This is a genomic window from Polaromonas sp. LjRoot131, from assembly GCF_964252805.1.
GTDB lineage: Bacteria > Pseudomonadota > Gammaproteobacteria > Burkholderiales > Burkholderiaceae_C > Polaromonas.
This window is the reverse complement of the sequence record NZ_CAXUPF020000001.1, coordinates 265,376-287,771: the sequence shown is the minus strand read 5'-3', so window position 1 is coordinate 287,771 and position 22,396 is coordinate 265,376. Positions and strand designations below refer to the sequence as shown.

Below are 22,396 nucleotides of genomic sequence, written 5' to 3'. Positions count from 1 at the left end.
AGGTCCTTGGTAGTCGATGGATACTAACCAATTCCCGCCGCTCGCCGCCTCTTTCATCGGCGGCAGGCCACCGGACTGCGGCAAAACCTTGCAGCCGCTCAGCCGTCGTTGCGCTGCAGGCGGCAGGCTTGCTGCGCCAGCGCCGTTACCTGCGCCCAGTCGCCGCGCGCCAGCACATCGGACGGTGTGAGCCAGGAGCCGCCCACGCAGACTACATTGGGCAGGCTTAAAAATTCCGCGGCGTTGGCCGTGGAGACACCGCCCGTGGGGCAAAAGCGCACGTCGCCGAAGGGGCCGCTCCAGGCCTTGAGCATGGCCGGGCCGCCGGCCTGCATGGCGGGGAAAAACTTCAGTTCGGTCAGGCCGTCTTCCTGGGCCATCATGATTTCGCTGCCGGTGGCAACGCCGGGCAACAGCGGCAAACCGGCATCGCGGCAGGCCTGACCCACGGCGTGGGTGTAACCCGGGCTCACGGCAAAACGCGCGCCGGCCATGGCGCAGGCCTGGGCGTCGGCGGCGCTGCGCACCGTGCCCGCGCCCACCACGGCCTCCGGCACATCGCGCGCGATGGCTTCGATGCAGGCCAGTGCCTGCGGCGTGCGCAGCGTGACTTCGAGCATGCGGATGCCGCCGGCCACCAGCGCGCGCGCCAGCAACACGGCCTGCTTCGCGTCGCTGAGCACGATGACGGGAATCACCGGCGCATCCTGCATCACCTGCAGGGCCGTCAGCTTGCCGCTGGGATTGATGTTCACATCCACGATAACGCTCCTTCTTCAGCCGTCAGCGCGTGGCGGCGCATGCCGGTAAACAGTTCACGGCCCATGCCGACGGCATTGCCTGCGCGCAAATCGGCGGGCATGGTTTCCACAGGCCTGGCGGCCCACTCCACTTCGGCCACCAATACGTTAAGTACACCGGTGACGGCGTCGACACGGACCAGGTCGCCGTCGCGCACCCTGGCCAGCGGGCCGCCGGCGGCCGCTTCAGGCGACACATGGATGGCAGCCGGTACCTTGCCCGAGGCGCCGCTCATGCGGCCGTCGGTGACCAGCGCGACCTTGAAGCCCTTGCCCTGCAGCACCGCCAGCGGCGGCGTGAGCTTGTGCAGCTCGGGCATGCCGTTGGCCTGCGGCCCCTGCCAGCGCACCACACAGACCACGTCGCGGTCGAGTTCGCCGGCGTTAAAGGCCAGGTGCAGGGCCTCCTGCGAATCAAACACACGGGCCGGCGCCTCGATGACGTGGCGGTCGTCCGGCACGGCGGATACCTTGATCACGCTGCGGCCCAGATTGCCCTGCAGCAGCTTGAGCCCGCCGGTGGCGCTGAAAGGTTTGGCGGCGGGCCGCACGATGGCTTCGTCCTTGGACGCGCCAACATCGTGCCAGGCCAATGCGGCACCGGCCAGCGCCGGCTCGCGTGTGTACTCGCGTATGCCGCCTTCGCGCACCGTGAGCACGTCTTCATGCATGAAGCCCGCGTCCAGCAATTCACGGATGACGAGGCCCGGGCCGCCCGCGGCCTGGAACTGGTTCACATCGGCGCTGCCGTTGGGGTAGACGTGGGCCAGCGTGGGCACGAGGTCGGAAAGGTCGGAAAAATCGTTCCAGTCGATCACGATGCCGGCCGAATGCGCCACAGCCACCCAATGGATCAAATGGTTGGTCGAGCCGCCCGTGGCCAGCAGCGCGACCATGGCATTCACGATGGCTTTCTCATCGACGATGAGGCCGATGGGCGCGAAACGTTTCGCTTTGACGATGCTCAGTACGGTGCGCGCCGCTTCGCGCGTGAGTTCCTCGCGCAGAGCGTTGCCCGGATTCACAAAGGCGGTACCGGGCACATGCAGGCCCATGGCTTCGAGCAGCAGCTGGTTGCTGTTGGCCGTGCCGTAGAAGGTACAAGTGCCGGGGCTGTGGTAGGACTTGAACTCGGAATCCAGCAAGGCATCGCGGCCGACCAGACCCTGTGCGGCCTGCTCCCGCACATGGGCTTTTTCCTTGTTCGGGATGCCGGAAGTCATGGGCCCGGCCGGCACGAAGACTGTGGGCAGGTGTCCGAACTGCAGGGCACCTATCAGCAGGCCCGGAACGATTTTGTCGCACACGCCCAGCATCAGCGCCGCGTCGAACATGTCGTGCGAAAGCGCTATCGCCGTACCCATGGCAATCACGTCGCGGCTGAACAGGCTGAGTTCCATGCCGCTGGTGCCCTGGGTCACACCGTCGCACATGGCAGGCACGCCGCCGGCCACCTGGGCCGTGGCACCCAGCTTGCGGGCTTCGTCCTTGATGAAGGCCGGGTAAGCCTGCAAAGGCGTGTGCGCCGACAGCATGTCGTTGTAGGCGGTAACGATGCCGATGTTGGGCGCGCGCTGCGTCACGACCTTGAAGCGGTCATCGAGCGGCATGCCTGCGAAGGCGTGGGCCACGTTGGCACAGCCCATGCGGTCCATGCCGGGGTCGCGCGTGGAAGCCGCGTGCAACTGGGCGAGGTAGGCCTCGCGTGTGGGACGGCTGCGCGCCGCGATGCGGGCGGTGATGTCTGAGACTTTGGGATGAAGTGCCATGGTGGAGCTTTAGGTCTGGTGGCGGGGGCTACAGGGGCTGCCGGGAGCGATGTAACTTTATTACTGACTCTATGGTAACGGGTTACCGGCCCATTTGAAGCGAATGTGGTTACGGTACGGTTACCAAACCCAGTCTGCCGCCAAGGCGGCCGGCCCGGCGTCGGTTCCCTGCCCTTGCCCTTGTCAGCGATGCACTACGCCCGCCGGTCGCCTGCGTTTACTGCAGCGAGATTTCAACGCGGCGCGCCTCGGCATCGCTGCTCCCGGTCAGCTGCTCGGGCTTCTTCAGTTCGATCTGCCGTTCGGGAACACCCGCAGCCTTGAGCGCATCGCGCACCGCCACGGCGCGTTGTTTTGCCAGGGCCGCATTTTTGGCGGCGTCTCCTGTTGCGTCGTGAAAGCCCGAGATCACCAGCGTACGGCCGCCCGCCTTGGCGGCCTTGACCAGGTCGGCCATGGCATCCCCTGCGCCGGCGGCCAGGTCGGCACTGCCGGAGGCGAAATAAAAGCGCACCACGCTTTGCTCGACCTTCACGCTGGCGGCATCGGCCGCGGCTTGTGAGGCCTGGGAAGCCTGGATGGCCTGGGCGACGTCGGGAAGGATGGCGGAGGCAGCAGCGGCAGGTGCCGAAGCCACGGGGGCAGGAGCCGCCGCGGCGACCGCGATGGCGGGAACAGGCGGAGCGCCCGAAGGCTTGGCGCGATGCAGCCGGTGCAGGCTGATGCCTATGACCAGCGTCATGACAAAAACCATCAGGCCAAGAACGACCGCCAACACCAGGCCCTGCTGGCCATCATCGTCCTGAGAAAACATTGCCCGACTCCCGTCACAAAAACTCGGGCCATTGTAAAGTGCGTCTGTGGAAAATTCAGCAAAGCAACTGGCCGGCCCTGGCCTTTCCGTTCCCCGAAGTCCCGACCACATGCTGGAAACCGTCATGCGCGAATGGGGCGGCAAGAAGGACCTCTGGGTCTTCGCCTACGCCTCGCTGATCTGGCGCCCGGAGTTCGAGCATGCGGAAGAGCGTTTTGCCACCATCCACGGCTACCACCGCGCGCTGAAGATGTGGAGCCGCGTGAACCGCGGCACGCCGGAATGCCCGGGACTGGTCTTCGGCCTGCTGCACGGCGGCAGCTGCAAGGGCATGGCCTTTCGCATCCCGCGCGCGCAGGTGGCCGGCGCCCTGCCCGCCCTGTGGGCGCGCGAGATGCCCAACGGCGTCTACGACCCCAAGTGGCTGCGCTGCCAGACCACACAGGGCGACCTGCGGGCGCTGGCTTTCACGCTGTCCAAGCGCAGCCCCAGCCACACCGGCGTGCTCAGCGAGGATGTTTACCGGCGGATTTTTTCAGACTCCTGCGGGCGCTACGGCACCACACGCGAATACGCGCAGCTCACCTATGACAAGCTGAAGACCTTGGGCATTCACGACCATGCGCTGGGCAGGCTGTTGGCTCTAGTTAGCAGCTAGGAGCCGTTCACAAAACCCAGCGAAGCGGTCCTGGCTAGGCGCGCCGCCGCAGACAGTGCTACAGCACGGCAAGGCGGCACAACAACGCCAGGAGGGTTTTGTGATCGGCTCCGGCCTTGCCAGCGCGGGCCATGCAGCCTACAGTGGGCCTTTGTTTTTTCAGCTTCCCACCAACTCTTCAGGAGACCGCATCATGATCTACCGTCTGGCGCCACTCGCCGCCGCCCTTGTGCTCAGCGCCTGCGCATCCACCATGGGCGGGCCACGCGCCGTGGCCCAGCTGCAAAGCACCACCGGCAACAGCGCGGCCGGCACCGTGAACTTCACCCAGAGCGGCGACAAGGTAAAGGTCTCGGGCGAGATTCGCGGCCTCAAGCCGAATGCCGAGCATGGCTTTCATGTGCATGAAAAAGGCGATTGCTCCAGCGGCGACGGCATGAGCACCGGCGGCCACTTCAACCCCGGCGGCCAGCCGCACGGCAACCACTCGGACATGGCCCACCATACCGGCGACCTGCCCAGCCTCAAGGCCGACGCCTCAGGCGTGGCGAAATTCAGCTTTGAATCGAAAACCATTGCCATCGGCAGCGGCACGAACAACATCGTGGGCAAGGGCCTGATCGTGCACCGCGACCCCGACGACTACAAAACCCAGCCCACCGGCAACGCCGGCCCGCGGCTGGCCTGCGCAGTGATCGCGCTGGTCTAGCGCTGAGCCAGCAAGGCTTCGGCGCGCTGCAGGTCTTGCAGCGTATCGATGTCGGTCACCGCGCCCTCATCGGCGACGTCGATAAGACCGACCGTATTCAGCGCAGCCTGCGCCTGGACCACCGGGGACGCGCCCCGGTTTCCCGTCAAGGCCAGCAGCGCCTCGCGGCAAGCGGCCGAAAAACCCACCGGGTGGCCGCGTGTCCCCTGGAACACGGGCACCACCACCACATGCCGCGCCAGCGCATCGGCCATCATCCGCAGCGTGGCGGCTTGCACCAGCGGCAGATCGCCCGGTAAAACCAGCCATCCCGAGGCTTCAGGCGTGGCCCGTACGGCCGCCGCGATGCAGTCACCCATGCCGGGATGGCCCGCATCCTCCAGGTGCCAGGGCAGCCCGCTGGCGGCCACGGCGTCCAGGGTGTGGCGCAGCACCGGCTTGCCGGCGAGCAAGGCCTGCAACTTGGGCACGTCGCCGCCCGACGCGGCAAAGCGCTCCCCCCGGCCCGAGGCCAGCACCAGCACCGTGGGCACGCTCTTTTCCATCAAGCCAGTTTAAAGGGCAGCTCGCGCGGCGCCGGTTTTCCTGTGAGTTTGGCGATGGCATTGGCAAAAGCCGGGGCCAGCGGCGGCAGGCCGGGCTCGCCCAGGCCGGTGGGCGCATCGGCACTGGGTACGATGAACACCGCCACCGTGGGCATGTCGGTGATGCGCGGCACCGGGAAGTCGCCGAAGTTGCTTTGCTCCACCACACCGTCTTTCAACGTGATGGCGGCACCCGGCAGGCACATCGACAGCCCCATCAGCGCCGCGCCCTGGACCTGCGCCTCGATGCTGGTCGGGTTGATCGCGAGGTTGCAGTGCACGCCCGCGGTGATGCCGTGCAGCACCGGCGTGTTGTCCTTGACCGAGGCTTCGACCACATAGGCCACCACGGTGTTGAACGATTCATGCACCGCCACGCCCCAGGCGCGGCCCGGGGCCAGCGTGCGTTTGCCGTAGCCGGATTTGTCGACCGCCAGCTGCAGCGCGGCCGTATGGCGCGGATGTTTGGCGCCGAACTGCTTGAGGCGATAGGCCACCGGGTCCTGCCCGCTGCCGCGCGCGATCTCGTCGATCAGCGTTTCCATCACGTAGGCCGTGTGGGTGGAACCCACGCTGCGCCACCAGAGCACCGGCACGTTGAGCTTTGGGTGGTGCACCGACAGCCGCATCGGGATCTCGTAAGGCTCTTTCATGCCTTCGACCATGGTGCCGTCCACGCCGTCCTTGACCATAAAACCCTCAAACGGCGTGCCGCCGACGATGGACTGCCCGACGATGACGTGGTCCCAGCCCAGGATCTCGCCCTTTTCGTCGAAGCCGATTTCGGCGCGGTGCACATGCATGGGACGGTAGTAGCCGCCTTTGATGTCGTCCTCGCGGCTCCACAGGGTGCGCACCGCGGCCGTCAGCCCGGCGCCGCGCGCGGCCCTGGCGACGTTGCAGGCCTCAACGACGTAGTCGCTGGTGGCGATCGCGCGACGGCCGAAACCGCCGCCGGCCATCTGCACATTCATCTTGACGTTCTGCGGCGCGACGCCCAATGCCTTGGACGCGGCCAGCGTGTCCAGGCCCGGCATCTGCGTGCCCAGCCAGAGTTCGGCTTTGGCATCCGCGCCCTGGCCGCTGAGCTGCACCGTGCAGTTCAGAGGTTCCATGGGCGCATGTGCCAGATAGGGGAAAACAAACTCGGCGCTGATTTTTTTAGGGGCCGAAGCCAGCTTGCCGATGTTGTCGTTGTACTTGAGCGCACCGGTCTTTTGCGCCAGCGCGCGGTAGCTCGCGAGCTGCTGCGCGCTGTCGACCTTCTCGACGCCGCTGGTATCCCATTCCACCTTGAGCGCATCGCGGCCCTGCTTGGCGGCCCAGTAGCCATCGGCCACCACGGCCACGCCCTCACCGCCGCGGTCCAGCGGCACGCGCAGCACGGCCTTCACGCCGGGAACGGCCTTGGCCGCGCCGTCATCCAGCGACTTGAGCTTGCCGGCGAACACCGGTGGGTGCGCCACCACGGCCGTCAGCATGCCGGGCAGGCGAACGTCGATGCCATAGCTCTGGCCGCCAGTGGATTTGGCGCGCGCATCGAGCCGGCCCGTGGGCTTGCCGATGATGCGGAATTGTTTCGGATCCTTGAGCGTGACCGCCTCGGGCACCGGCAGCTTCATGGCCGCTTCGGCCAGTTCCCCATAGGTGAGGCGCTTGCCGCCGGGACCTATCACCACGCCCTGCTGGGTGCGCAGGCTGCCGGCGTCGACGCCCCATTGCGCGGCGGCGGCGGACACCAGCATGGCGCGGGTGCGCGCGCCGAGTTCGCGGTACTGCGTGTAGGAGTTCTTGATCGAGCCCGAGCCGCCCGTGAGGTGCATGCCGAAAGCCGGGTCCACATAGGCGGGGTCGGCATTGCCGTGCTGGCTTTTGACCAGGGCCCAGTCGGCGTCAAGCTCTTCGGCCAGGATCATGGGCAGGCCGGTCTGCACGCCCTGCCCGAAGTCGAGCCGGTTGATGGTGACGGTCACCGTGCCGTCCCGGTCTATGCGAACAAAGGCCGAAGGTTGCTGGGTCGGCTTGAGGCTGGATGCGGCGGGTGTCCCGGCCGTCGCCATGGTTTGCGCTTGCGTGAGCAGCGGAAAGGCGCCCAGCGCAAAACCGCTGGTGGTCGCGACCTTGAGGAAGCTGCGGCGCTGCAGGGCCGCGTCGACGAGGCTTTGCGCGACATCTTGCGTCTTGTGCATGAGGGCTTGCAGGCCTTTGGGCAGTTGGCCGACGATGTCGAGGGTGTCTGTGGAATTGGAATACATGGTGTTCTCCTTCAAGCCAGGGTTTGGGCGGCGTCTTTGATGGCCGCGCGTATGCGCACATAGGTGCCGCAGCGGCAGATGTTGCCGGCCATGGCGCCGTCGATGTCGGCGTCGCTGGGCTTGGCGTTGGCCTTGAGCAAGGCGGTGGCGCTCATCACCTGGCCGCTCTGGCAGTAGCCGCATTGCGCCACGTCGTGCTTGACCCAGGCGTCTTGCACCGCCTTGCCAACCCGGTCGGTGGCCACGGCTTCGATGGTGGTGATTTTCTGGCCGGCAGCGGCCGAAATCGGCGTGATGCAGGAACGTATGGCCGCGCCGTTGAGGTGCACGGTGCAGGCGCCGCACAACGCGGCGCCGCAGCCGAACTTGGTGCCCGTCATGCCCAGCGTGTCGCGCAGGGCCCAGAGTATGGGGGTGGATCCATCGGCGTTGACGGCGGTGTCCTTGCCGTTGATGTTGAGGGTGGGCATCGTGGGAACTCCTTGCAGTTGTTAGTAAGGGGAAGGCGGGAAAAGCGGGAAAAACGGGTCGACGGAGAAATTTGGAAGCTGCTTGTCGAATTTATATTCGCTTAAATCAGGGTTTTATCCGTAAAAACTTGGGCATGCAGAAATGAGGGGTATTGCCCTTTCAGGCGCGGTTCAAAAACTCAGGCCTTGATGGCATCCCAGCACAGGCCGAAAGCCGCCTGGCGCACGGCCTCGTCATCGGGCAGCACCTGCGTGCGTATCAGGTTGGCGGTCTCCCGCACCGAGCCCACCACGCTGGCCGTCAGCAGGGGCAGCGGCACGGGCTTGAAGATTTCCTGCTGCTGGCCTTCTTCCATCAGCGCCAGGAAGCTTGCCGCCAGCCGGGTCGACAGCTCACGGTTGCCTTGCGTGAACCAGGGGGAGTTGTAGTACTGCTCCTGGAACACCACCTCGGCGTGGCGCTCCAGCCGGTGCCGCAGCAGGTTGCACCAGATGCGCCGCACCCGGCTGCGCAAAGGGGCGCCGGGAAGCACGCCGTCCATCAGGCGCTGCATGGTCGCGGTCTTGGCTTCTTCGTAGAGCTGGCTGATCAGCTCGTCCTTGGACGGGTAATAGACGTACAGCGTGCTGGTGGCGATGCCGGCCGTGCGCGCGATGTCGGCCATGGTCAAGCCGCTCAGGCCGGTCTGGGCCACCAGGTTGAAGGTGGCCTCGGCAATCGCGCGCTGCTTTTCGTCGTCTTTGGGCTTCATGGGGAAGCCGTGAATATAAGCGAATATTAATTCGCTATCAAGCGCCTCTCAAAACACGACCCATCCTGATAGGCAAGGCCGGTTGCGGACAGGGGCATGGGCCGAGCGGGCACAATCATGGGCATGAGCCAGCCCACCCTCTCCATTGCCGACCTGCGCAAAAGCTACGAGCGCGCCGAACTCAACGAAGACGCCTCGCAGGCGGACCCGCTCAAGCAGTTCGAGCAATGGCTGCAGGAAGCCATCGCAGCCGAGGTGCCCGAACCCAATGCCATGACACTGGCCACCGTAGCCAGCGACCTGCGCCCCTCCACCCGCATCGTGCTGATCAAGGGCTATGACGAGCGCGGCATCACCTGGTTCACCAATTACGACAGCCGCAAGGGCCGGGAGCTGGCCGGCAATCCTTATGCGGCGCTGCAGTTCCACTGGGTGGAGCTGGAGCGCGTGGTGCGCATCGAGGGCGTGGTCGAAAAGGTTTCCGCCGAGGAAAGCGACGCCTACTTCAACACCCGGCCGCTGGATTCCCGCATAGGCGCTTGGGCCAGCCCCCAAAGCGAGGTGATCGCCGGGCGCGGCGTGCTGGTGGCCAATGCGGCCAAGTACGGCGCGAAATTTTTGCTGCAGCCCCCCCGCCCACCGCACTGGGGCGGCTACCGCCTCAAGCCCGACAACTGGCAGTTCTGGCAGGGCCGCAAGAGCCGGCTGCACGACCGGTTGCGGTATACGCTGCAGGAGGGCGGGGACTGGCTGCGCGAGCGGCTGGCGCCTTAGGGTTGGAAAGCCTCAGGAAGGCGTGACGTGATCTGGCGCTTGACGGTGAGCTGACAAAGGTGCTTCAAAGCGACCCTCCTTTGGGAGGCTTGGCTACAACCTGCCATTCGTCTTGGTACACGACCACGCCCGGGTCTCGCGTTTGCAAGACATTCACATGGTATCCATGGCTCTCTAAAAGGAGCTTGAGCCCCCACATCTTTTGAATCGCCTGGCGTGCGGTTGGCCTAAACCAGGATATTGCTCTTCGGTGCTCGACATCTACCAGGACACTCGGAACAGGGAGATTCTCGGTGAACCAGGCCAGTGCCTGTCGCAGTTCCGCGTGCTCTTCTATCGAAATGTCGCCTTCATCTCTCAATGTGTGCGCAGCCACCAAGATGCCAGAGGCGTGACCGGAGTCGACATCTCGAGCAAGCGTGGCGAACCGGATCAGCATTGAAAAGGCCGTGATGCATGGGCCGACATACCAAGGCTCAAAATGAACTCGCCCTTACGAGAAGAAAGCGGCCTGGCTGGAACCAGTGAATCATGCCGGGCATCGTCACCTCGCTGTGAAATCAATTCCCTCTCGAAGGGCCTCAGCCCTTTCGGGGGAGCATTTAGCGTCCTTCATCCGCGCGATGACATCCTGGTAAATCAGAATACTGTAGGCGAAGGCAAACTGAGTCCGCTTCTCATCCATATACTTCGGCCGGAATTGATTCTGGAGCCGGAACAAGTGAGATCCTGCCGTGCTTACCTTGCAGCGTGCCGCATCCCCGGCATAGCTGGCACTCGCGGCAATATACAAGAGGTCCCACTTCGGCAAGGGGATCGAATTCTTCTCTTGCTCTGACGATGGCTCCATAGGCTTGCCGTCAAAGCCAGGTACTTTTCCCCAAAATTTCTGACGCGTGACTTCGGCTACTTCGAGTGCGCGCACCTCCGACATTACTGTTTCATCCATAAAGACGATAGGCGGTGGTTGCGTTTGGGCGATACCTTGGCTGCTCAACATGAGGGCGACAGACAACGATATAAGTGCGCGCATAAGTGAAGCCTAACGTAAAAATGGCTCTGAAAGCCTCTCGATCCGCTGATGTTCAACGGCCGCTAGCCGCAAGCTACTGACCAACCCCGGCGCAATCTCTGCCAAAGGTAACAGCACAAAAGCGCGCTGCCACATACGTGGATGCGGCAGGATCAAGCGGACAGAATCAATACGGGCGCTGCCGTAGAGCAGCAGATCCAGGTCCAGCGTGCGTGGCGCGTTGCGGTACGGTCTTTCGCGGCCGGCTTGCTGCTCGATCTTCTGCAGATGGGTTAGCAAATCGGGAGCGGTCAAGCCGGTGTCGAGTTCGACCACGGCGTTGAAGTAGTCCTCGCCCGGTGCGGGCAATTCCCCGCCTGAGTCGGTATCCAACGGCGCTGTTTTATAGAGGCTGGAAGATTGAAGAACCTGCGTTTTCGGCAGCTTGCCCATAGTCTCAACCGCCCGGCGCAGGGCCGCAGCCGCATCACCCAGATTGGCACCCAGGGCAACGTAGGCGCGAACCATAAGGACGCTCAGGAGTTGGAAGCCGTGTCCGCCGATGGCGAAGGCGCATCGCCGCCCGCGCCTTCTCCGCCCGCAGCGCCGCGATTGGCCGGCTTGCGGCGCCGGCGGCGTTTTTTGGCGGGTGGGGCATCGCCCTGTTCGCCTGGCACGTCGACCTCATCGCTTGCGGGGCGTTCGGCATGACCTGATCCGGCTTCAGCATCGGGACGCTTGATGCGAACCCGCGGTGCCTGCGGTTTGTGCTGCTGCGCCTGGCGCGCTTCTTCGATCATCGCGTGGCGTTCGTCGTCGTAGGCGGTGCTGAACTTCTCCCACCACTCGGCCAGCTCCATGTCGATCTCGCCGGTCTGCGCGCGCAGGCGCAAAAAGTCGAAGCCGGCGCGAAAACGCGGCTGGTCCAGCAGCGAATAGGGCGCGCTGCCCGTACGCTTTTCAAAGCGAGGCTGCATGGTCCAGATCTCGCGCATGTCGGTGCCCAGCTTGCCGCGGCCCGACACGTCGCCGATCTTGGCGTTGAAGGCATCGTCGATCGCGTCCTGCAGCGCGGGCATGAGGTGCTCGCCGCGCTTTTTGCGCTGCTCCCAGCCTTCGCGCACGTCGGCCCACAACACGCAGGACAGCAAAAAGCTGGGCGCCACCGGCTTGCCTTCGCCGACGCGGCGGTCAGTGTCCTGCAGGGCCAGCTTGAGGAAAGGCTCGTCGGCGTTTTCGACCACCACGTCGAGCAGCGGGTAGATGCCGGTGCCCAGGCCCAGGAACTTGAGCTGGGCGATGCTGGCCAGCGCATGGCCGGTCTGCAGCAGCTTGAGCATTTCGTCGAAGAGGCGCGACTGCGGCACGTCGGCCAGCAGTCCCTTCATCTCGCGCAGCGGGGCAACGGTCTTGTCTTCGAACTTGAAGCCCAGCGCACTGAGCTTGGCCGCGAAACGCACGGCGCGGATGATGCGCACCGGGTCTTCGCGGTAGCGCACGGCCGGGCTGCCGATCATGCGGATGATTTTTTTCTTGGCGTCCTTGATGCCGTTGTGGTAGTCGACCACCACCTGGGTTTCAGGGTCGTAGTACATCGCGTTGATGGTGAAGTCGCGGCGCGCGGCGTCCTGCTCGATCGGGCCCCAGACGTTGTCGCGCAGCACCCGCCCGGAGGCGTCGACGGCATGTTTCATGCCGGCCAACTCGCTCTTGCTGGTGCGCTCGTTGCCGCCGACCTGCTCGGCCAGGCTGCTGTCGAGATGGGCGCGGAAGGTCGAAACCTCGATGACCTCGTGTTCGCGGCCGCGGCCGTAGATGACGTGGACGATGCGAAAGCGCCGGCCGATGATGAAAGCACGGCGGAACAGGGACTTGACCTGCTCCGGCGTGGCGTCGGTGGCGACGTCGAAGTCCTTGGGCCGCAGGCCCACCAGCAGGTCGCGCACCGCGCCGCCGACGATGTAGGCCTCATAACCGGCGTCCTTGAGCGTGTGCACCACGTCCATGGCGCGGTCGTCCACCAGCTTGACGTCAATGCCGTGTTCCTTGACGCCGACGTCCTGGCGCTGCCCGAAGGGGGATTTTTTGGCCCGTTTGGCACCGGGCTCCGTGCTGTCGGACTTGCCGAACAGCTTGTCGATGAATTTTTTGATCATGAAATACTAGGTAAACAGCTCAAGTATGCGCCATCCGCGCTCCACCGCCAGCGCCCGCAGGCGCTCGTCCGGGTTGGTGGCCACGGGGTGGGCCGCCTTCTCCATCAGGGCCAGGTCGTTCAGGGAATCGGTATAAAACGTGGTTTCCACGTCATCCCAGGACAGCCGGCGGGAGGCCAGCCATTGTTCCATGCGCGTGACCTTGCCCTCGCGGGCCGAGGGCGTGCCCCGGATTTCACCGGTCACCCAGCCCTGGGCGTCGCGCTCCAGCTCCACCGCGATCAGCTCCTTGACGCCGAAAGCGCCGGCGATGGGGCGCGTGACGAATTCATTGGTGGCGGTGACGATGACCAGCTCGTCGCCGGCCGCGCGGTGCCCGTCCACCAGGGCCAGGGCCTGGGGGGTGATGGCTTTTTGCACGACTTCCCGCATGAAACGGGCATGGGCGGCGGCCGAATTGGCGGCGCCCTGCTCGCGGATGGCTTGCGTGGCGAAGCGCACGTAGTCGTGGATGTCCAGGGTGCCGGCGCGGTAATGCTCGAAGAATTCGGCATTGCGGCGCTTGAACTCGGTGCTGTCGCACCAGCCCAGCGCAATCGTGAACTCGCCCCATTCGTAATCGGAATCGATGGGGATCAGCGTGTGATCCAGGTCGAACAACGCAATCTTTTTCTTGCCCGTCATTCACTCTCCAGCATGGACTTGATCAAGGGGATGGTGATGGCGCGCTGGGTCTGCAGGGCGTAGCCGTCGAGCTGGTCCAGCAGCTGCATCAGGCTGCCGAGGTCGCGGGAAAAGCGGGTCAGCATGAAATCCATGGCCTCGTCGCTCAGGAACACGCCGCGCGCGTCGGCCTCGCGCCGCAGCACGGCGCGCCGCTCGGGCTCGGTCAGGGCCTGCAGCGCGAACACATGGCCCCAGCCCAGGCGGGTGCGCAAATCCTCGCGCAGCGCCAGGTCGGCGGGCGGCACGTTGCCGGCGGCCAGCACCCAGCGCGGCCGGCCGTCGGGGGCGCTGAGCGCGTTGACGAACCAGTTGAAGGCCGCCTGCTGCTGCACTGCGGTGTACAGGTGGCAGTCGTCCAGGATAACGGCGGCCCAGGCGTCGTTGAATTCGGGCGGCTCCAGCAGCGAGGCATCCATCCAGCCGCTGGCGGCGCCCTGCTCGCGCAGCGCCTCGCGCACGGCCTTGAGCAGATGGGTCTTGCCGCTGGCGGTTTCACCCCAGAGGTAGGTGGGCACGGGCGAACGCAGCATATTGCCGGCCCAGAGCTCCAGGTGCTTGAGCGCGGCCTCGTTCGGCCCGCCAAAAAAATTGGCGAACGAGGGCGCCGAGGCCAGCCCGATGTCCAGCGCAATCTGTTTCATGCCCGCCATGTGTCTATTCCAGCCTCATCGCTGTCACCCAGCCTTGTAAAGCCGGCTGGCCATGTAGCTGGCCTTGACGCGGCGTATGCCCACCAGCAGCACGGCGCTGGCCGGCAGGGCCACCAGCACGCCGACAAAACCGAACATCTGGCCGAACGCCAGCAAGGCAAAAATCACCGCCAGCGGGTGCAGGCCTATGCGCTCACCCACCAGGCGCGGCGTGAAATACAGGCTTTCCACCACTTGGCCGATGCCGTAGACCACGGCCACCATGACCAGCGCCTTGAGCGAGGCAAATTCCAGCAGGCCGGCCAGCACGGCCAGCATCAGGCCCAGGCCGAAGCCGAGGTAGGGGATGAACATCGCCAGGCCGGTAAACACACCGATCGGCACGGCCAGGTCCAGGCCGAACAGGGCCAGGCCCACAGCGTAAAACACCGCCATGATCAGCATGACCAGCAGCTGGCCGCGCAGGTACTGGCCCAGCACCGCGTCGGCTTCTTCAGTGAAGCTGTCGAAGCCGCCGCGCAGATGGGGCGGCACCAGTTCGAGCACGCGGGCGACAAACTTGTCCCAATCCATCAGCAGGTAAAACAGCGCCACCGGGATCAGCACGGCATTGCCGATGATGGCCAGCGCCACGCTGCCGCCCAGCTTGAGCGAGGACATCAGCGAAGTGAACAGGTCCTCGAAATTGGCATTGAGGTACTTGAGCACAAAGGCCTTGATGCTGCCCACGTCCAGCGCCACATGAATGCCGAACTGCGCCAGCCAGGGCGCCAGGCTGGTGTTGAGCCGGTCGGCCAGCAGCGGCACCTGCTCGCGCAGCACCGGCAGCTCCTTGGCCATGATGGGCACGATCAGCAGGAACAGGCTCAGCAGCACCACGATGAAGAGAAATTCGACGATGACCACCGCCACCACGCGCGGCAGGCGGCCCTTGCCCATGTCGTCCAGCCGGTTGACCAGCGGCGTCAGCGCATAGGCCAGCACGGCGGCCACCACAAAGGGCGTGAGCACCGGCCCCAGCAGCCACAGCGCGAGAACGACCAGGGCGGCGATCAGGCACCAGGCGGCGGCGCGTTTTTGGGCGGTGGTGAATTGCATAAAGCCTTGGGTTGAGCTTGCCGGAAGAAGCCCCGAAAAGGGACTGAGGAAGGCCGAACGTGGCCCGAATGGGTAGCCTTTAGAATCTCAGGCTGAATTCTATCGGGCTTGCAGGCCCTTTCCGGGCCACAAACCCGCCTCACAGACCCTCGCCCTTCCCTACCGCACCCAACCCGTAGCAAAGCCGACACCATGACCACCTCTTCCCCCTCCCCCCTGAGCTACAAAGACGCGGGCGTCGACATCGACGCGGGCGACGCGCTGGTCGAGCGCATCAAGCCCCTGGCCAAAAAAACCATGCGCGAAGGCGTGCTGGCCGGCATCGGCGGCTTCGGCGCGCTGTTCGAAGTGCCCAAGCGTTACAAGGAGCCCGTGCTGGTCAGCGGCACCGACGGCGTGGGCACCAAGCTCAAGCTGGCCTTTGAATGGCAGATGCACGACACCGTAGGCATAGACCTGGTGGCCATGAGCGTCAACGACGTGCTGGTGCAGGGCGCCGAACCGCTGTTTTTCCTCGATTACTTCGCCTGCGGCAAGCTGGACGTGGACACGGCCGCAGCCGTGGTCGGCGGCATCGCCAGGGGCTGTGAACTGAGCGGCTGCGCCCTGATAGGCGGCGAAACCGCCGAAATGCCCGGCATGTACCCCGCCGGCGAATACGACCTGGCCGGTTTTGCCGTGGGCGCGGTCGAAAAATCCAAGATCCTGACCGGCAAGGACGTCAAGCCCGGTGACGTGGTGCTGGGCCTGGCCAGCAGCGGCGTGCATTCCAACGGTTTCAGCCTGGTGCGCAAATGCATAGAGCGCGCGGCCGGCCATGCGCCCGCAACGCTGGACGGCAAGCCCTTCAAAGAGGCCCTGATGGAGCCCACCCGCCTTTACGTGAAGAATGTGCTGGCCGCGCTGGCCGCCCACCCGATCAAGGCGCTGGCCCACATCACCGGCGGCGGCCTGCTCGAAAACATCCCGCGCGTGCTACCCGAAGGCACGGCCGCGCAACTCAAAAAGGGCAGTTGGCCGCAAACCGAACTGTTCGCCTGGCTGCAAAAAACCGCCGGCATCGACGACTTCGAGATGAACCGCACCTTCAACAACGGCATCGGCATGGTGGTGGTGGTGGACGCCGCCAACGCGCAGGCCACGGCCAAGACCCTGCGCGACGCGGGTGAGCAGGTGTATGAGATCGGCGTGATTGCCCCCAAGGGCGACGGCGCCGCGGTTACCGTCAACTAACCAGTCAGGCCAGCGCCAGCCCCGCCACACCCAGCAACATCAGCGCCGCGCCCAGCACCTGCGAGGGCTTCAGCGATTCCTTGAGCAGCCGGGCGCCCACCAACGTGCCTATCAGCATGGACATCTCGCGCACCGGGGCCACATAGCTGAGCGGCGCGGACTGCACGGCGAACAGCACCAGGCAATAGGCCAGCGGCGACAGCACGCCGACCAGCACTATCGCCGCGCGGTGCTGCCGCCACTGCCCGCGCAGTGCGCCGCGCTGGTGCATGGCCCAGGGCGCGAGCAGCACCGTGCGAAACGCCAGGCCCGTGGCGTAGAACAGCACCGGCGCCATGCCCAGCGATTTCACGGCCCAGCCGTCGATCACGGTATAGCCGGCGATGCACACGCCGGTCAGCGCACCCCAGAGCACGCCGCGCCGACGCCGCTGCGCATCACCGCCGGCGGCCCCCGTGGCCCCACCCGCCGTCATGAAGACGCCGGCCAGCACCAGGGCCACACCGAGCCAGCCCAGCGCGCTGGGCAGCTCACCGAGCAGCACCACAGCCCCCAGCACCGCGAGCAGCGGCCCGGTGCCCCTTGCCATGGGATAGACCACGGCGAAGTCGCCCGCCCGGTAGCCTTTTTGCAGCACCAATAGATAAATCACGTGCACCAGTGCACTGGCCAGCACGGCCAGCCACATCCAGCGGTCAAAGGCCTGCGGGTGCAACTGCCAGGCCACCAGGGCGACCGGCGCCGCGGCCGCCACGCTGACGCAGCCGAACAGCCAGACAAACAGCGTGCCGCCGGCAGCACGCTTGGCCACGATATTCCAGAGCGCATGGCAGACCGCCCCCGCGAGCACCAGGGCCAGCGTGTGGGCGTTCATGCCGGCGCGCCGGGCTCGGGCAGGCGGAAGCGGCTGTCCAGCAAGGCCTTGACGCGACCCGCCACGGCTTCGCACTCCATCGGGCTGAGCGGCGCGAACCCCGACGCCCAGGCCGCCATGTCCGCCCAGCGCGGAAATTTGGGCGACTCGCCCCAGCGCCAGTCGGGATTGACCGCCTGCCGGTTGCGCCCCAGCACATGCAGGTGCACGCTGCGATGCGCCTGGACGTCCTTGGGTCCGGTGGGCGGGGCCTGGTCGTTGAGCGCCCAGTTGCCGGCCTCCCAGTAATTGAGGCAGCCGTCATGCAGGGCAGGCAGCACGTCCAGCATGGCGCGGCCGGTGGCGGCTACCAGGCAGGACCATTGCGCCAGTTCCAGCGGGGCCAGTTCGCTGCGCTCCCAGACCGGCCGCGGCGGGTTGACCACCAGGTGGCCGCCATCGCGGCGGTCGCACAAAAGGGCGTCGGGGAGAAGCAGGGTGCCGCCGGGGCAGCTGTGCAAAACAAGGGGCATGGGGGAGCCTTTGGCAATGAGATGATGAGCAGGCATCATCAAGTGATGATCTGGCCAAACGCCATAATCCATGAATTCATTCGAAATAGCACCACAATCCATCCGAAAAATGAGCATCAATGATGAGTAAAACAGATGACTCCAACCTCCAGGCCTTGCCGCTGAATGCCGTGCGGGTGTTCGTGGAAGCCGCCCGCCAGCTCAATTTCAGCCGCGCCGGCCGCATGCTGGGCATGAGCCAGGGCGGTGTCAGCCGCCATGTCGCCACGCTGGAGCGTTACTTCGGCCAGCCCCTGTTCGCGCGCAGCGGCACCTCGGTGCGCCTGACCGACGCCGGGCGCCTGTATTTCGACACGGTGCAGGAAGCGCTGTCGACCATAGAACTGGCCACCCGCCAGTTGGCGCAAAGCCAGGCTGGCGCCCGCCTCATCGTGCGCACCTCGCTGCCCACCTTTGCGATGACGACGCTGATTCCCGCCCTGCCCGGCTTCCAGCCCGCAGCCCCGGTGGCGGTGGACCTGGTCACCTCGCTGTCGCCGCCGGGCCCGGGTGACAGCTACGACGTACTGATCACGCGCGACCTGGCCGTCGCCGGCGCCGAGCACTGGCTGCTGGCCGCCGAAAACCTGGTGTGCGTGGCGTCCCCGGCGCGCTGCCGCGAGTTCGCGAACCAGCCCGTCAGCCAGTGGCAGTTTCTCGCCGCGCAGTCGCGGCCCGACGCACTGGCCGCCTGGTCCGCCCAGTCAGGCCTGCAGGCAGCCGGCATCCACGTCAGCGCCAGCTTCGACCACTACTTCCTGGCGATCGCGGCCGCGACAGGCGGCATGGGCCACCTGGTGGTGCCCGAACTGCTGGTGGCCGAGCCCTTGCGCCGTGGCCACCTGCTGCATGCCACGCCGGCCGTGATCCGCGGCGACGCCAGCTACTCCGCCTATATCAACCCGCGCAGCACCGTCCCCGAAACAGGCCGGGCGTTTTGCCGCTGGCTCAAGGGCTGGCTCAGGGAGGCGCCGGAAAGCGAGTCGCCTGCGCTACAAAAACACTAGCTGCGGGGACCGATGCCGACTGGCTTCACTGGACTTTTTGTTATTTCTGTATCAAACTGTTCCTCTGATCCGTCTTTGGAGCACGCATGCCGGTCATCGCAGTCGTCAACCGCAAGGGAGGCAGTGGCAAAAGCACACTGGCCGCGCACATCGCCGCCTGGTGCGCGCGCAACGGCAGCTCTGTCATGCTCGGCGACGTGGACCGGCAGCAGTCGGCGCGCAGCTGGCTCAAGCGCCGCGACGCCGGCTTGCCGGCCATCGCCCCCTGGGCCGTGGACCAGAAAAACATGCTGCGCGTGCCCACCGGCATCACCCATGTGGTGCTCGACACGCCGGGCGGCATGCACGGTTTCGAGCTCGCGCGCGTCGTGATGTTCGCCGACGCCATCATCATGCCGGTGTGCAATTCCATGTTCGACCGCGAGTCCGCCGCGCAGTGCCACGCCGACCTGATGGCACTGCCGCGTGTGGCCAGCGGCCGCTGCCGCCTCGCCACCGTGGGCATGCGCATCGACGGGCGCACCAGCGCCGCGAAAGTCCTGGAGGAATGGTCGGAAACCCTGGGCATGCCCTTTCTGGGCGCGTTGCGCGAAACCCAGCTGTATGTACGCAGCCTGGAGCGCGGCATGACGATGTTCGATTTGCCGGCCAGCGCCGCCGCGCCCGACCTCGCCCAATGGCAGCCCATCCTCAATTGGCTCAGGCCCACGCTGTACCCGCCGCAGGCGGCCAACGACGCGCCGGAACACGCGCAGGCCAGGACAGTGGCCAAGGCCCCGGCCCGGGTGATCGCCCCCCGGCCTTCGGTTGCGGCCACGCTGGGCGCCAGGCCACTCAACCCGGCACCTGAGCAAAAAGCGGCGGCAGCGCCACGTCTGGGCAGTTCCCTGCCCGGTAGCCTGATGCCCGCGCAGGAGTCGCTGGTGCACGGCGCCCGCATGTCCGCCCAGAGCACGGCCCGCGCGGTGGGCCGGCCCATCCAGGTCAGCAGTGCGCCGGCCATGTCACGCAATGTGAATTCGCCCGACGGCCAGCAGATCCCGCAGTTCCTCAAGCGCGGCACCTGACGGCCGCCCCTCACACCGTCAGTTCAAGCCTGACCTCGCGCGCGGCCTGCACCATATTGCCCAGCGCCGCCTCGGTCTCGGGCCAGCCCCGGGTTTTCAGGCCGCAGTCGGGATTGATCCAGAGGTTTTCCGCCGGAATCACCGCAGCCGCCTTGCGCAGCAGCCGCACCATCTCGTCCACCGTGGGCACGCGCGGCGAGTGGATGTCGTAGACGCCGGGGCCTATCTCGTTGGGGTACTTGAAGTCGCCAAAGCCGCGCAGCAGTTCCATATCGGAGCGGCTGGTTTCAATCGTGATCACGTCGGCGTCCATGGCGGCGATTTCCGGCAGGATGTCGTTGAACTCCGAATAACACATGTGGGTGTGGATCTGGGTTTCATCGGCCACGCCGCTGGCGCTGATGCGGAAGGCGCGCGTGGCCCATTCCAGGTAGGGCTTCCAGCCGGCGCGGCGCAGCGGCAGGCCTTCGCGTATCGCCGGCTCGTCGATCTGGATGATGCCTATGCCCGCGCCCTCCAGGTCCACCACCTCGTCGCGTATTGCCCAGGCGATCTGCGCCGTAGTCTGGCTGCGCGGCTGGTCGTCGCGCACAAAAGACCATTGCAGGATAGTGATGGGCCCGGTCAGCATGCCCTTCATGGGCCGCTTGGTGAGGCTTTGCGCATACACCGTCCAGGCCACCGTCATGGCGACAGGACGCGCCACGTCGCCGTAGATCACCGGCGGCTTGACGCAGCGCGAGCCGTAGGACTGCACCCAGCCGTTGGCGGTGAAGGCAAAACCGTCGAGCTGCTCGCCGAAATATTCGACCATGTCGTTGCGCTCGGCCTCGCCGTGTACCAGCACGTCCAGGCCCAGCGCTTCCTGCTTGCGCACCGCCAGCCGGATCTCGGCCTGCATTTTTTCGGCGTACTGCGACTTGCCGATTTCGCCGCGCTTGAAGGCCGCGCGCGCGGCACGTATCTCGGCGGTCTGCGGAAACGAGCCTATCGAGGTGGTCGGGAATAAGGGCAAGGCAAAACGCGCGCGCTGCAGCTGCTGGCGCCGGCTGAAAGGCGACGGCCGCTGGTCGGCGCCCGCGGCAGCCTGGGCCAGCCGCGCCGCCACGGTGGCGCGGTGCACACGCGGGCTGCTGCGGCGCGCATGGGCGGCCAGGCGGGCGGCGGCCAGTTCGGGCTGCACGGAGTTTTCGCGGCCCTCGAGCACGGCCTTCAGCATGCGCAGCTCAAACAGTTTCTCGACCGCGAAGGCCAGCCAGGACTTGAGTTCGGTGTCCAGCCTGTCCTCGGCTTCCAGGCTGTAAGGAACGTGCAACAGTGAGCAGGACGGCGCCAGCCAGAGCTCGCCCTGGTGCTTCTCGGCCACAGGCCTCAGTCTGGCCAGGGCGGCGTCGGGGTCGGTGCGCCAGATGTTGCGGCCGTCGACGATGCCCACCGACAGCACCTTGTGGCTGGGTAGCCAGTCGGCAACGCCCACCAGCTCTTCAGGCGCGCGCACCGCATCCACATGCAGGCCGGCCACCGGCAGCTGGCAGGCCATGCGCAGGTTTTCCTGCAGCGGTGAAAAATAGGTCGCCAGCAACAGCTTGGCGCCGCTGCGCGAGAGCTGCCAGTAGCTCGATTCAAAAGCCTGACTCCAGGCCGCCGGCAGGTCCAGGCCCAGGATGGGTTCGTCGATCTGCACCCATTCCACGCCCTGGGCCTTGAGGCGGGCCAGGATTTTTTCGTACACCGGCAGCAGCTGGCCCAGCAGGCTGAAGCGGTCAAAGCCCGGCGTCTTTTCCTTGCCCAGCCAGAGGAAACTCAGCGGCCCCAGCAGCACCGCCTTGACGGCATGGCCGGCCAGCCGGGCCTGCGCGACTTCGTCAAACAGGCGCTCCGAGGCCAGGCTGAATTCGGTATTGGGGCCAAATTCCGGCACCAGGTAGTGGTAGTTGGTGTCGAACCATTTGGTCATCTCCAGGGCGAATGTTCCGCCCTCAGCCTGGTCTTTTTCTTTGCCATTGCCGCAGTCGCAGCCGCAGTCCAGGCAGTGGGTATCGCCGCCCTCGGCAATCACGCCGCGCGCCATCGCGAAATAACGGCTCAGTGCCGGCTCCTGCCCGGTGAAGCCGAAGCGCGCCGGCTCGCAGCCCAGCATCTGGATGTGGTTGGCCACGTGGTCGTAAAAAGCGAAGTCGCCCACCGTCACGAAGTCCAGTCCGGCTTCTTTCTGCACGGCCCAATGGCGCTCGCGCAGTTCGGCGCCGGCCGCTTCCAGCGCGGCCGGGCCGATGTCGCCGCGCCAGTGTTTTTCAAGCGCGAACTTCAATTCCCGGTGCGCGCCCATGCGCGGAAAACCCAGGGTGTGTGTATGGACCATGCCGGCTATCTCCCGATTGCAAATCAAACAAAGAAGGCAATGGTCGGCCAGATTCAACTATTATTCAAACGAAAG

Annotated in this window: 22 protein-coding genes; 6 read left to right on the top strand and 16 right to left on the bottom strand. The window is 65.7% G+C overall.

What is annotated here, in order from left to right; genetic code table 11:
• Window positions 1–98: 98 nt before the first annotated feature.
• The 3 genes from eda to ACSQ27_RS01330 all read right to left on the bottom strand — a co-directional run bounded on the left by eda (window position 99) and on the right by ACSQ27_RS01330 (window position 3,383).
• A complete protein-coding gene (eda, locus tag ACSQ27_RS01340; protein WP_436153684.1) occupies window positions 99–761 on the bottom strand; it encodes a bifunctional 4-hydroxy-2-oxoglutarate aldolase/2-dehydro-3-deoxy-phosphogluconate aldolase in 663 nt (220 codons plus the stop codon).
• Entirely contained in the window at window positions 752–2,569 is a 1,818-nt protein-coding gene (edd, locus tag ACSQ27_RS01335; protein ID WP_436153683.1) for a phosphogluconate dehydratase, read from the bottom strand. The genes eda and edd overlap by 10 nt, the downstream gene beginning before the upstream one ends.
• A gap of 217 nt (window positions 2,570–2,786) precedes the next feature.
• Window positions 2,787–3,383 (bottom strand): OmpA family protein, encoded by a 597-nt coding sequence (locus tag ACSQ27_RS01330; RefSeq protein ID WP_436153682.1) that lies wholly within the window; start codon window positions 3,381–3,383, stop codon window positions 2,787–2,789.
• A gap of 109 nt (window positions 3,384–3,492) precedes the next feature.
• On the opposite strand from ACSQ27_RS01330, the gene ACSQ27_RS01325 reads away from it, so the two are divergent.
• Together ACSQ27_RS01325 and ACSQ27_RS01320 are read left to right on the top strand one after the other, a co-directional pair.
• Window positions 3,493–4,041, top strand: a complete 549-nt coding sequence (locus ACSQ27_RS01325) for a gamma-glutamylcyclotransferase (RefSeq protein ID WP_436153681.1) — start codon at window positions 3,493–3,495, stop codon at window positions 4,039–4,041.
• Window positions 4,042–4,234: 193 nt separating this feature from the next.
• Entirely contained in the window at window positions 4,235–4,750 is a 516-nt protein-coding gene (locus tag ACSQ27_RS01320; RefSeq protein WP_436153680.1) for a superoxide dismutase family protein, read from the top strand.
• Here ACSQ27_RS01320 and ACSQ27_RS01315 read toward each other — a convergent pair.
• From ACSQ27_RS01315 to ACSQ27_RS01300, 4 genes are all read right to left on the bottom strand, one after another.
• On the bottom strand, window positions 4,747–5,295 hold the full coding sequence (locus tag ACSQ27_RS01315) for a nucleotidyltransferase family protein (RefSeq protein WP_436153679.1): 549 nt from the start codon (window positions 5,293–5,295) through the stop codon (window positions 4,747–4,749). The genes ACSQ27_RS01320 and ACSQ27_RS01315 overlap by 4 nt on opposite strands.
• Window positions 5,295–7,589 (bottom strand): molybdopterin cofactor-binding domain-containing protein, encoded by a 2,295-nt coding sequence (locus ACSQ27_RS01310; RefSeq protein ID WP_436153678.1) that lies wholly within the window; start codon window positions 7,587–7,589, stop codon window positions 5,295–5,297. The genes ACSQ27_RS01315 and ACSQ27_RS01310 overlap by 1 nt, the downstream gene beginning before the upstream one ends.
• Before the next feature lie 11 nt (window positions 7,590–7,600).
• Window positions 7,601–8,059 (bottom strand): (2Fe-2S)-binding protein, encoded by a 459-nt coding sequence (locus tag ACSQ27_RS01305; protein ID WP_436153677.1) that lies wholly within the window; start codon window positions 8,057–8,059, stop codon window positions 7,601–7,603.
• 179 nt (window positions 8,060–8,238) lie between these two features.
• A complete protein-coding gene (locus tag ACSQ27_RS01300; RefSeq protein WP_436153676.1) occupies window positions 8,239–8,811 on the bottom strand; it encodes a TetR/AcrR family transcriptional regulator in 573 nt (190 codons plus the stop codon).
• Between the two features lie 123 nt (window positions 8,812–8,934).
• Between ACSQ27_RS01300 and pdxH the strand changes: the two genes are divergently transcribed.
• Window positions 8,935–9,585, top strand: coding sequence for a pyridoxamine 5'-phosphate oxidase (gene pdxH / locus ACSQ27_RS01295; RefSeq protein ID WP_436153675.1), 651 nt, complete (start codon window positions 8,935–8,937; stop codon window positions 9,583–9,585).
• Between the two features lie 544 nt (window positions 9,586–10,129).
• Here the strand turns inward: pdxH and ACSQ27_RS01290 are convergent.
• The 6 genes from ACSQ27_RS01290 to ACSQ27_RS01265 are packed head-to-tail and all read right to left on the bottom strand — an operon-like array spanning window position 10,130 to window position 15,227.
• The gene (locus ACSQ27_RS01290) at window positions 10,130–10,618 is read right to left on the bottom strand and encodes a hypothetical protein (protein WP_436153674.1); all 489 of its coding nucleotides are present in this window, start codon (window positions 10,616–10,618) and stop codon (window positions 10,130–10,132) included.
• A 9-nt stretch (window positions 10,619–10,627) separates the two neighbouring features.
• On the bottom strand, window positions 10,628–11,125 hold the full coding sequence (gene folK, locus ACSQ27_RS01285) for a 2-amino-4-hydroxy-6-hydroxymethyldihydropteridine diphosphokinase (protein ID WP_436153673.1): 498 nt from the start codon (window positions 11,123–11,125) through the stop codon (window positions 10,628–10,630).
• An 8-nt stretch (window positions 11,126–11,133) separates the two neighbouring features.
• Window positions 11,134–12,753, bottom strand: a complete 1,620-nt coding sequence (pcnB, locus tag ACSQ27_RS01280; protein ID WP_436153672.1) for a polynucleotide adenylyltransferase PcnB — start codon at window positions 12,751–12,753, stop codon at window positions 11,134–11,136.
• A 6-nt stretch (window positions 12,754–12,759) separates the two neighbouring features.
• Entirely contained in the window at window positions 12,760–13,437 is a 678-nt protein-coding gene (locus ACSQ27_RS01275; RefSeq protein ID WP_436153671.1) for an HAD family hydrolase, read from the bottom strand.
• Complete coding sequence (gene hda / locus ACSQ27_RS01270; RefSeq protein WP_436155379.1) at window positions 13,434–14,120, bottom strand: DnaA regulatory inactivator Hda; 687 nt, start codon at window positions 14,118–14,120, stop codon at window positions 13,434–13,436. Before hda ends, ACSQ27_RS01275 begins: the two co-directional genes overlap by 4 nt.
• A 33-nt stretch (window positions 14,121–14,153) precedes the next feature.
• Window positions 14,154–15,227 carry an AI-2E family transporter gene (locus tag ACSQ27_RS01265; protein WP_436153670.1) on the bottom strand — a complete coding sequence of 358 codons (1,074 nt, stop codon included), beginning with the start codon at window positions 15,225–15,227 and terminating at the stop codon, window positions 14,154–14,156.
• 192 nt (window positions 15,228–15,419) lie between these two features.
• Between ACSQ27_RS01265 and purM the strand changes: the two genes are divergently transcribed.
• On the top strand, window positions 15,420–16,460 hold the full coding sequence (gene purM, locus ACSQ27_RS01260) for a phosphoribosylformylglycinamidine cyclo-ligase (RefSeq protein ID WP_436153669.1): 1,041 nt from the start codon (window positions 15,420–15,422) through the stop codon (window positions 16,458–16,460).
• 4 nt (window positions 16,461–16,464) lie between these two features.
• On the opposite strand, the gene ACSQ27_RS01255 is transcribed toward purM, so the two are convergent.
• A complete protein-coding gene (locus tag ACSQ27_RS01255; protein ID WP_436153668.1) occupies window positions 16,465–17,334 on the bottom strand; it encodes a DMT family transporter in 870 nt (289 codons plus the stop codon).
• Entirely contained in the window at window positions 17,331–17,846 is a 516-nt protein-coding gene (locus ACSQ27_RS01250; RefSeq protein WP_436153667.1) for a hypothetical protein, read from the bottom strand. Before ACSQ27_RS01250 ends, ACSQ27_RS01255 begins: the two co-directional genes overlap by 4 nt.
• A gap of 119 nt (window positions 17,847–17,965) precedes the next feature.
• On the opposite strand from ACSQ27_RS01250, the gene ACSQ27_RS01245 reads away from it, so the two are divergent.
• Window positions 17,966–18,892 (top strand): LysR family transcriptional regulator, encoded by a 927-nt coding sequence (locus tag ACSQ27_RS01245; RefSeq protein ID WP_436153666.1) that lies wholly within the window; start codon window positions 17,966–17,968, stop codon window positions 18,890–18,892.
• An 86-nt stretch (window positions 18,893–18,978) separates the two neighbouring features.
• On the top strand, window positions 18,979–19,959 hold the full coding sequence (locus tag ACSQ27_RS01240; RefSeq protein ID WP_436153665.1) for a division plane positioning ATPase MipZ: 981 nt from the start codon (window positions 18,979–18,981) through the stop codon (window positions 19,957–19,959).
• Between the two features lie 10 nt (window positions 19,960–19,969).
• On the opposite strand, the gene metE is transcribed toward ACSQ27_RS01240, so the two are convergent.
• Entirely contained in the window at window positions 19,970–22,321 is a 2,352-nt protein-coding gene (gene metE, locus ACSQ27_RS01235; protein WP_436153664.1) for a 5-methyltetrahydropteroyltriglutamate--homocysteine S-methyltransferase, read from the bottom strand.
• Window positions 22,322–22,396: the final 75 nt, after the last annotated feature.

Coding starts and splice junctions, on each gene's coding strand:
- edd (WP_436153683.1), bottom strand. CDS start 2,569: ATGGCACTTCATCCCAAAGTCTCAGACATCACCGCCCGCATCGCGGCG.
- ACSQ27_RS01330 (WP_436153682.1), bottom strand. CDS start 3,383: ATGTTTTCTCAGGACGATGATGGCCAGCAGGGCCTGGTGTTGGCGGTC.
- ACSQ27_RS01325 (WP_436153681.1), top strand. CDS start 3,493: ATGCTGGAAACCGTCATGCGCGAATGGGGCGGCAAGAAGGACCTCTGG.
- ACSQ27_RS01320 (WP_436153680.1), top strand. CDS start 4,235: ATGATCTACCGTCTGGCGCCACTCGCCGCCGCCCTTGTGCTCAGCGCC.
- ACSQ27_RS01315 (WP_436153679.1), bottom strand. CDS start 5,295: ATGGAAAAGAGCGTGCCCACGGTGCTGGTGCTGGCCTCGGGCCGGGGG.
- ACSQ27_RS01310 (WP_436153678.1), bottom strand. CDS start 7,589: ATGTATTCCAATTCCACAGACACCCTCGACATCGTCGGCCAACTGCCC.
- ACSQ27_RS01305 (WP_436153677.1), bottom strand. CDS start 8,059: ATGCCCACCCTCAACATCAACGGCAAGGACACCGCCGTCAACGCCGAT.
- ACSQ27_RS01300 (WP_436153676.1), bottom strand. CDS start 8,811: ATGAAGCCCAAAGACGACGAAAAGCAGCGCGCGATTGCCGAGGCCACC.
- pdxH (WP_436153675.1), top strand. CDS start 8,935: ATGAGCCAGCCCACCCTCTCCATTGCCGACCTGCGCAAAAGCTACGAG.
- ACSQ27_RS01290 (WP_436153674.1), bottom strand. CDS start 10,618: ATGCGCGCACTTATATCGTTGTCTGTCGCCCTCATGTTGAGCAGCCAA.
- folK (WP_436153673.1), bottom strand. CDS start 11,125: ATGGTTCGCGCCTACGTTGCCCTGGGTGCCAATCTGGGTGATGCGGCT.
- pcnB (WP_436153672.1), bottom strand. CDS start 12,753: ATGATCAAAAAATTCATCGACAAGCTGTTCGGCAAGTCCGACAGCACG.
- ACSQ27_RS01275 (WP_436153671.1), bottom strand. CDS start 13,437: ATGACGGGCAAGAAAAAGATTGCGTTGTTCGACCTGGATCACACGCTG.
- hda (WP_436155379.1), bottom strand. CDS start 14,120: ATGAAACAGATTGCGCTGGACATCGGGCTGGCCTCGGCGCCCTCGTTC.
- ACSQ27_RS01265 (WP_436153670.1), bottom strand. CDS start 15,227: ATGCAATTCACCACCGCCCAAAAACGCGCCGCCGCCTGGTGCCTGATC.
- purM (WP_436153669.1), top strand. CDS start 15,420: ATGACCACCTCTTCCCCCTCCCCCCTGAGCTACAAAGACGCGGGCGTC.
- ACSQ27_RS01255 (WP_436153668.1), bottom strand. CDS start 17,334: ATGAACGCCCACACGCTGGCCCTGGTGCTCGCGGGGGCGGTCTGCCAT.
- ACSQ27_RS01250 (WP_436153667.1), bottom strand. CDS start 17,846: ATGCCCCTTGTTTTGCACAGCTGCCCCGGCGGCACCCTGCTTCTCCCC.
- ACSQ27_RS01245 (WP_436153666.1), top strand. CDS start 17,966: ATGATGAGTAAAACAGATGACTCCAACCTCCAGGCCTTGCCGCTGAAT.
- ACSQ27_RS01240 (WP_436153665.1), top strand. CDS start 18,979: ATGCCGGTCATCGCAGTCGTCAACCGCAAGGGAGGCAGTGGCAAAAGC.
- metE (WP_436153664.1), bottom strand. CDS start 22,321: ATGGTCCATACACACACCCTGGGTTTTCCGCGCATGGGCGCGCACCGG.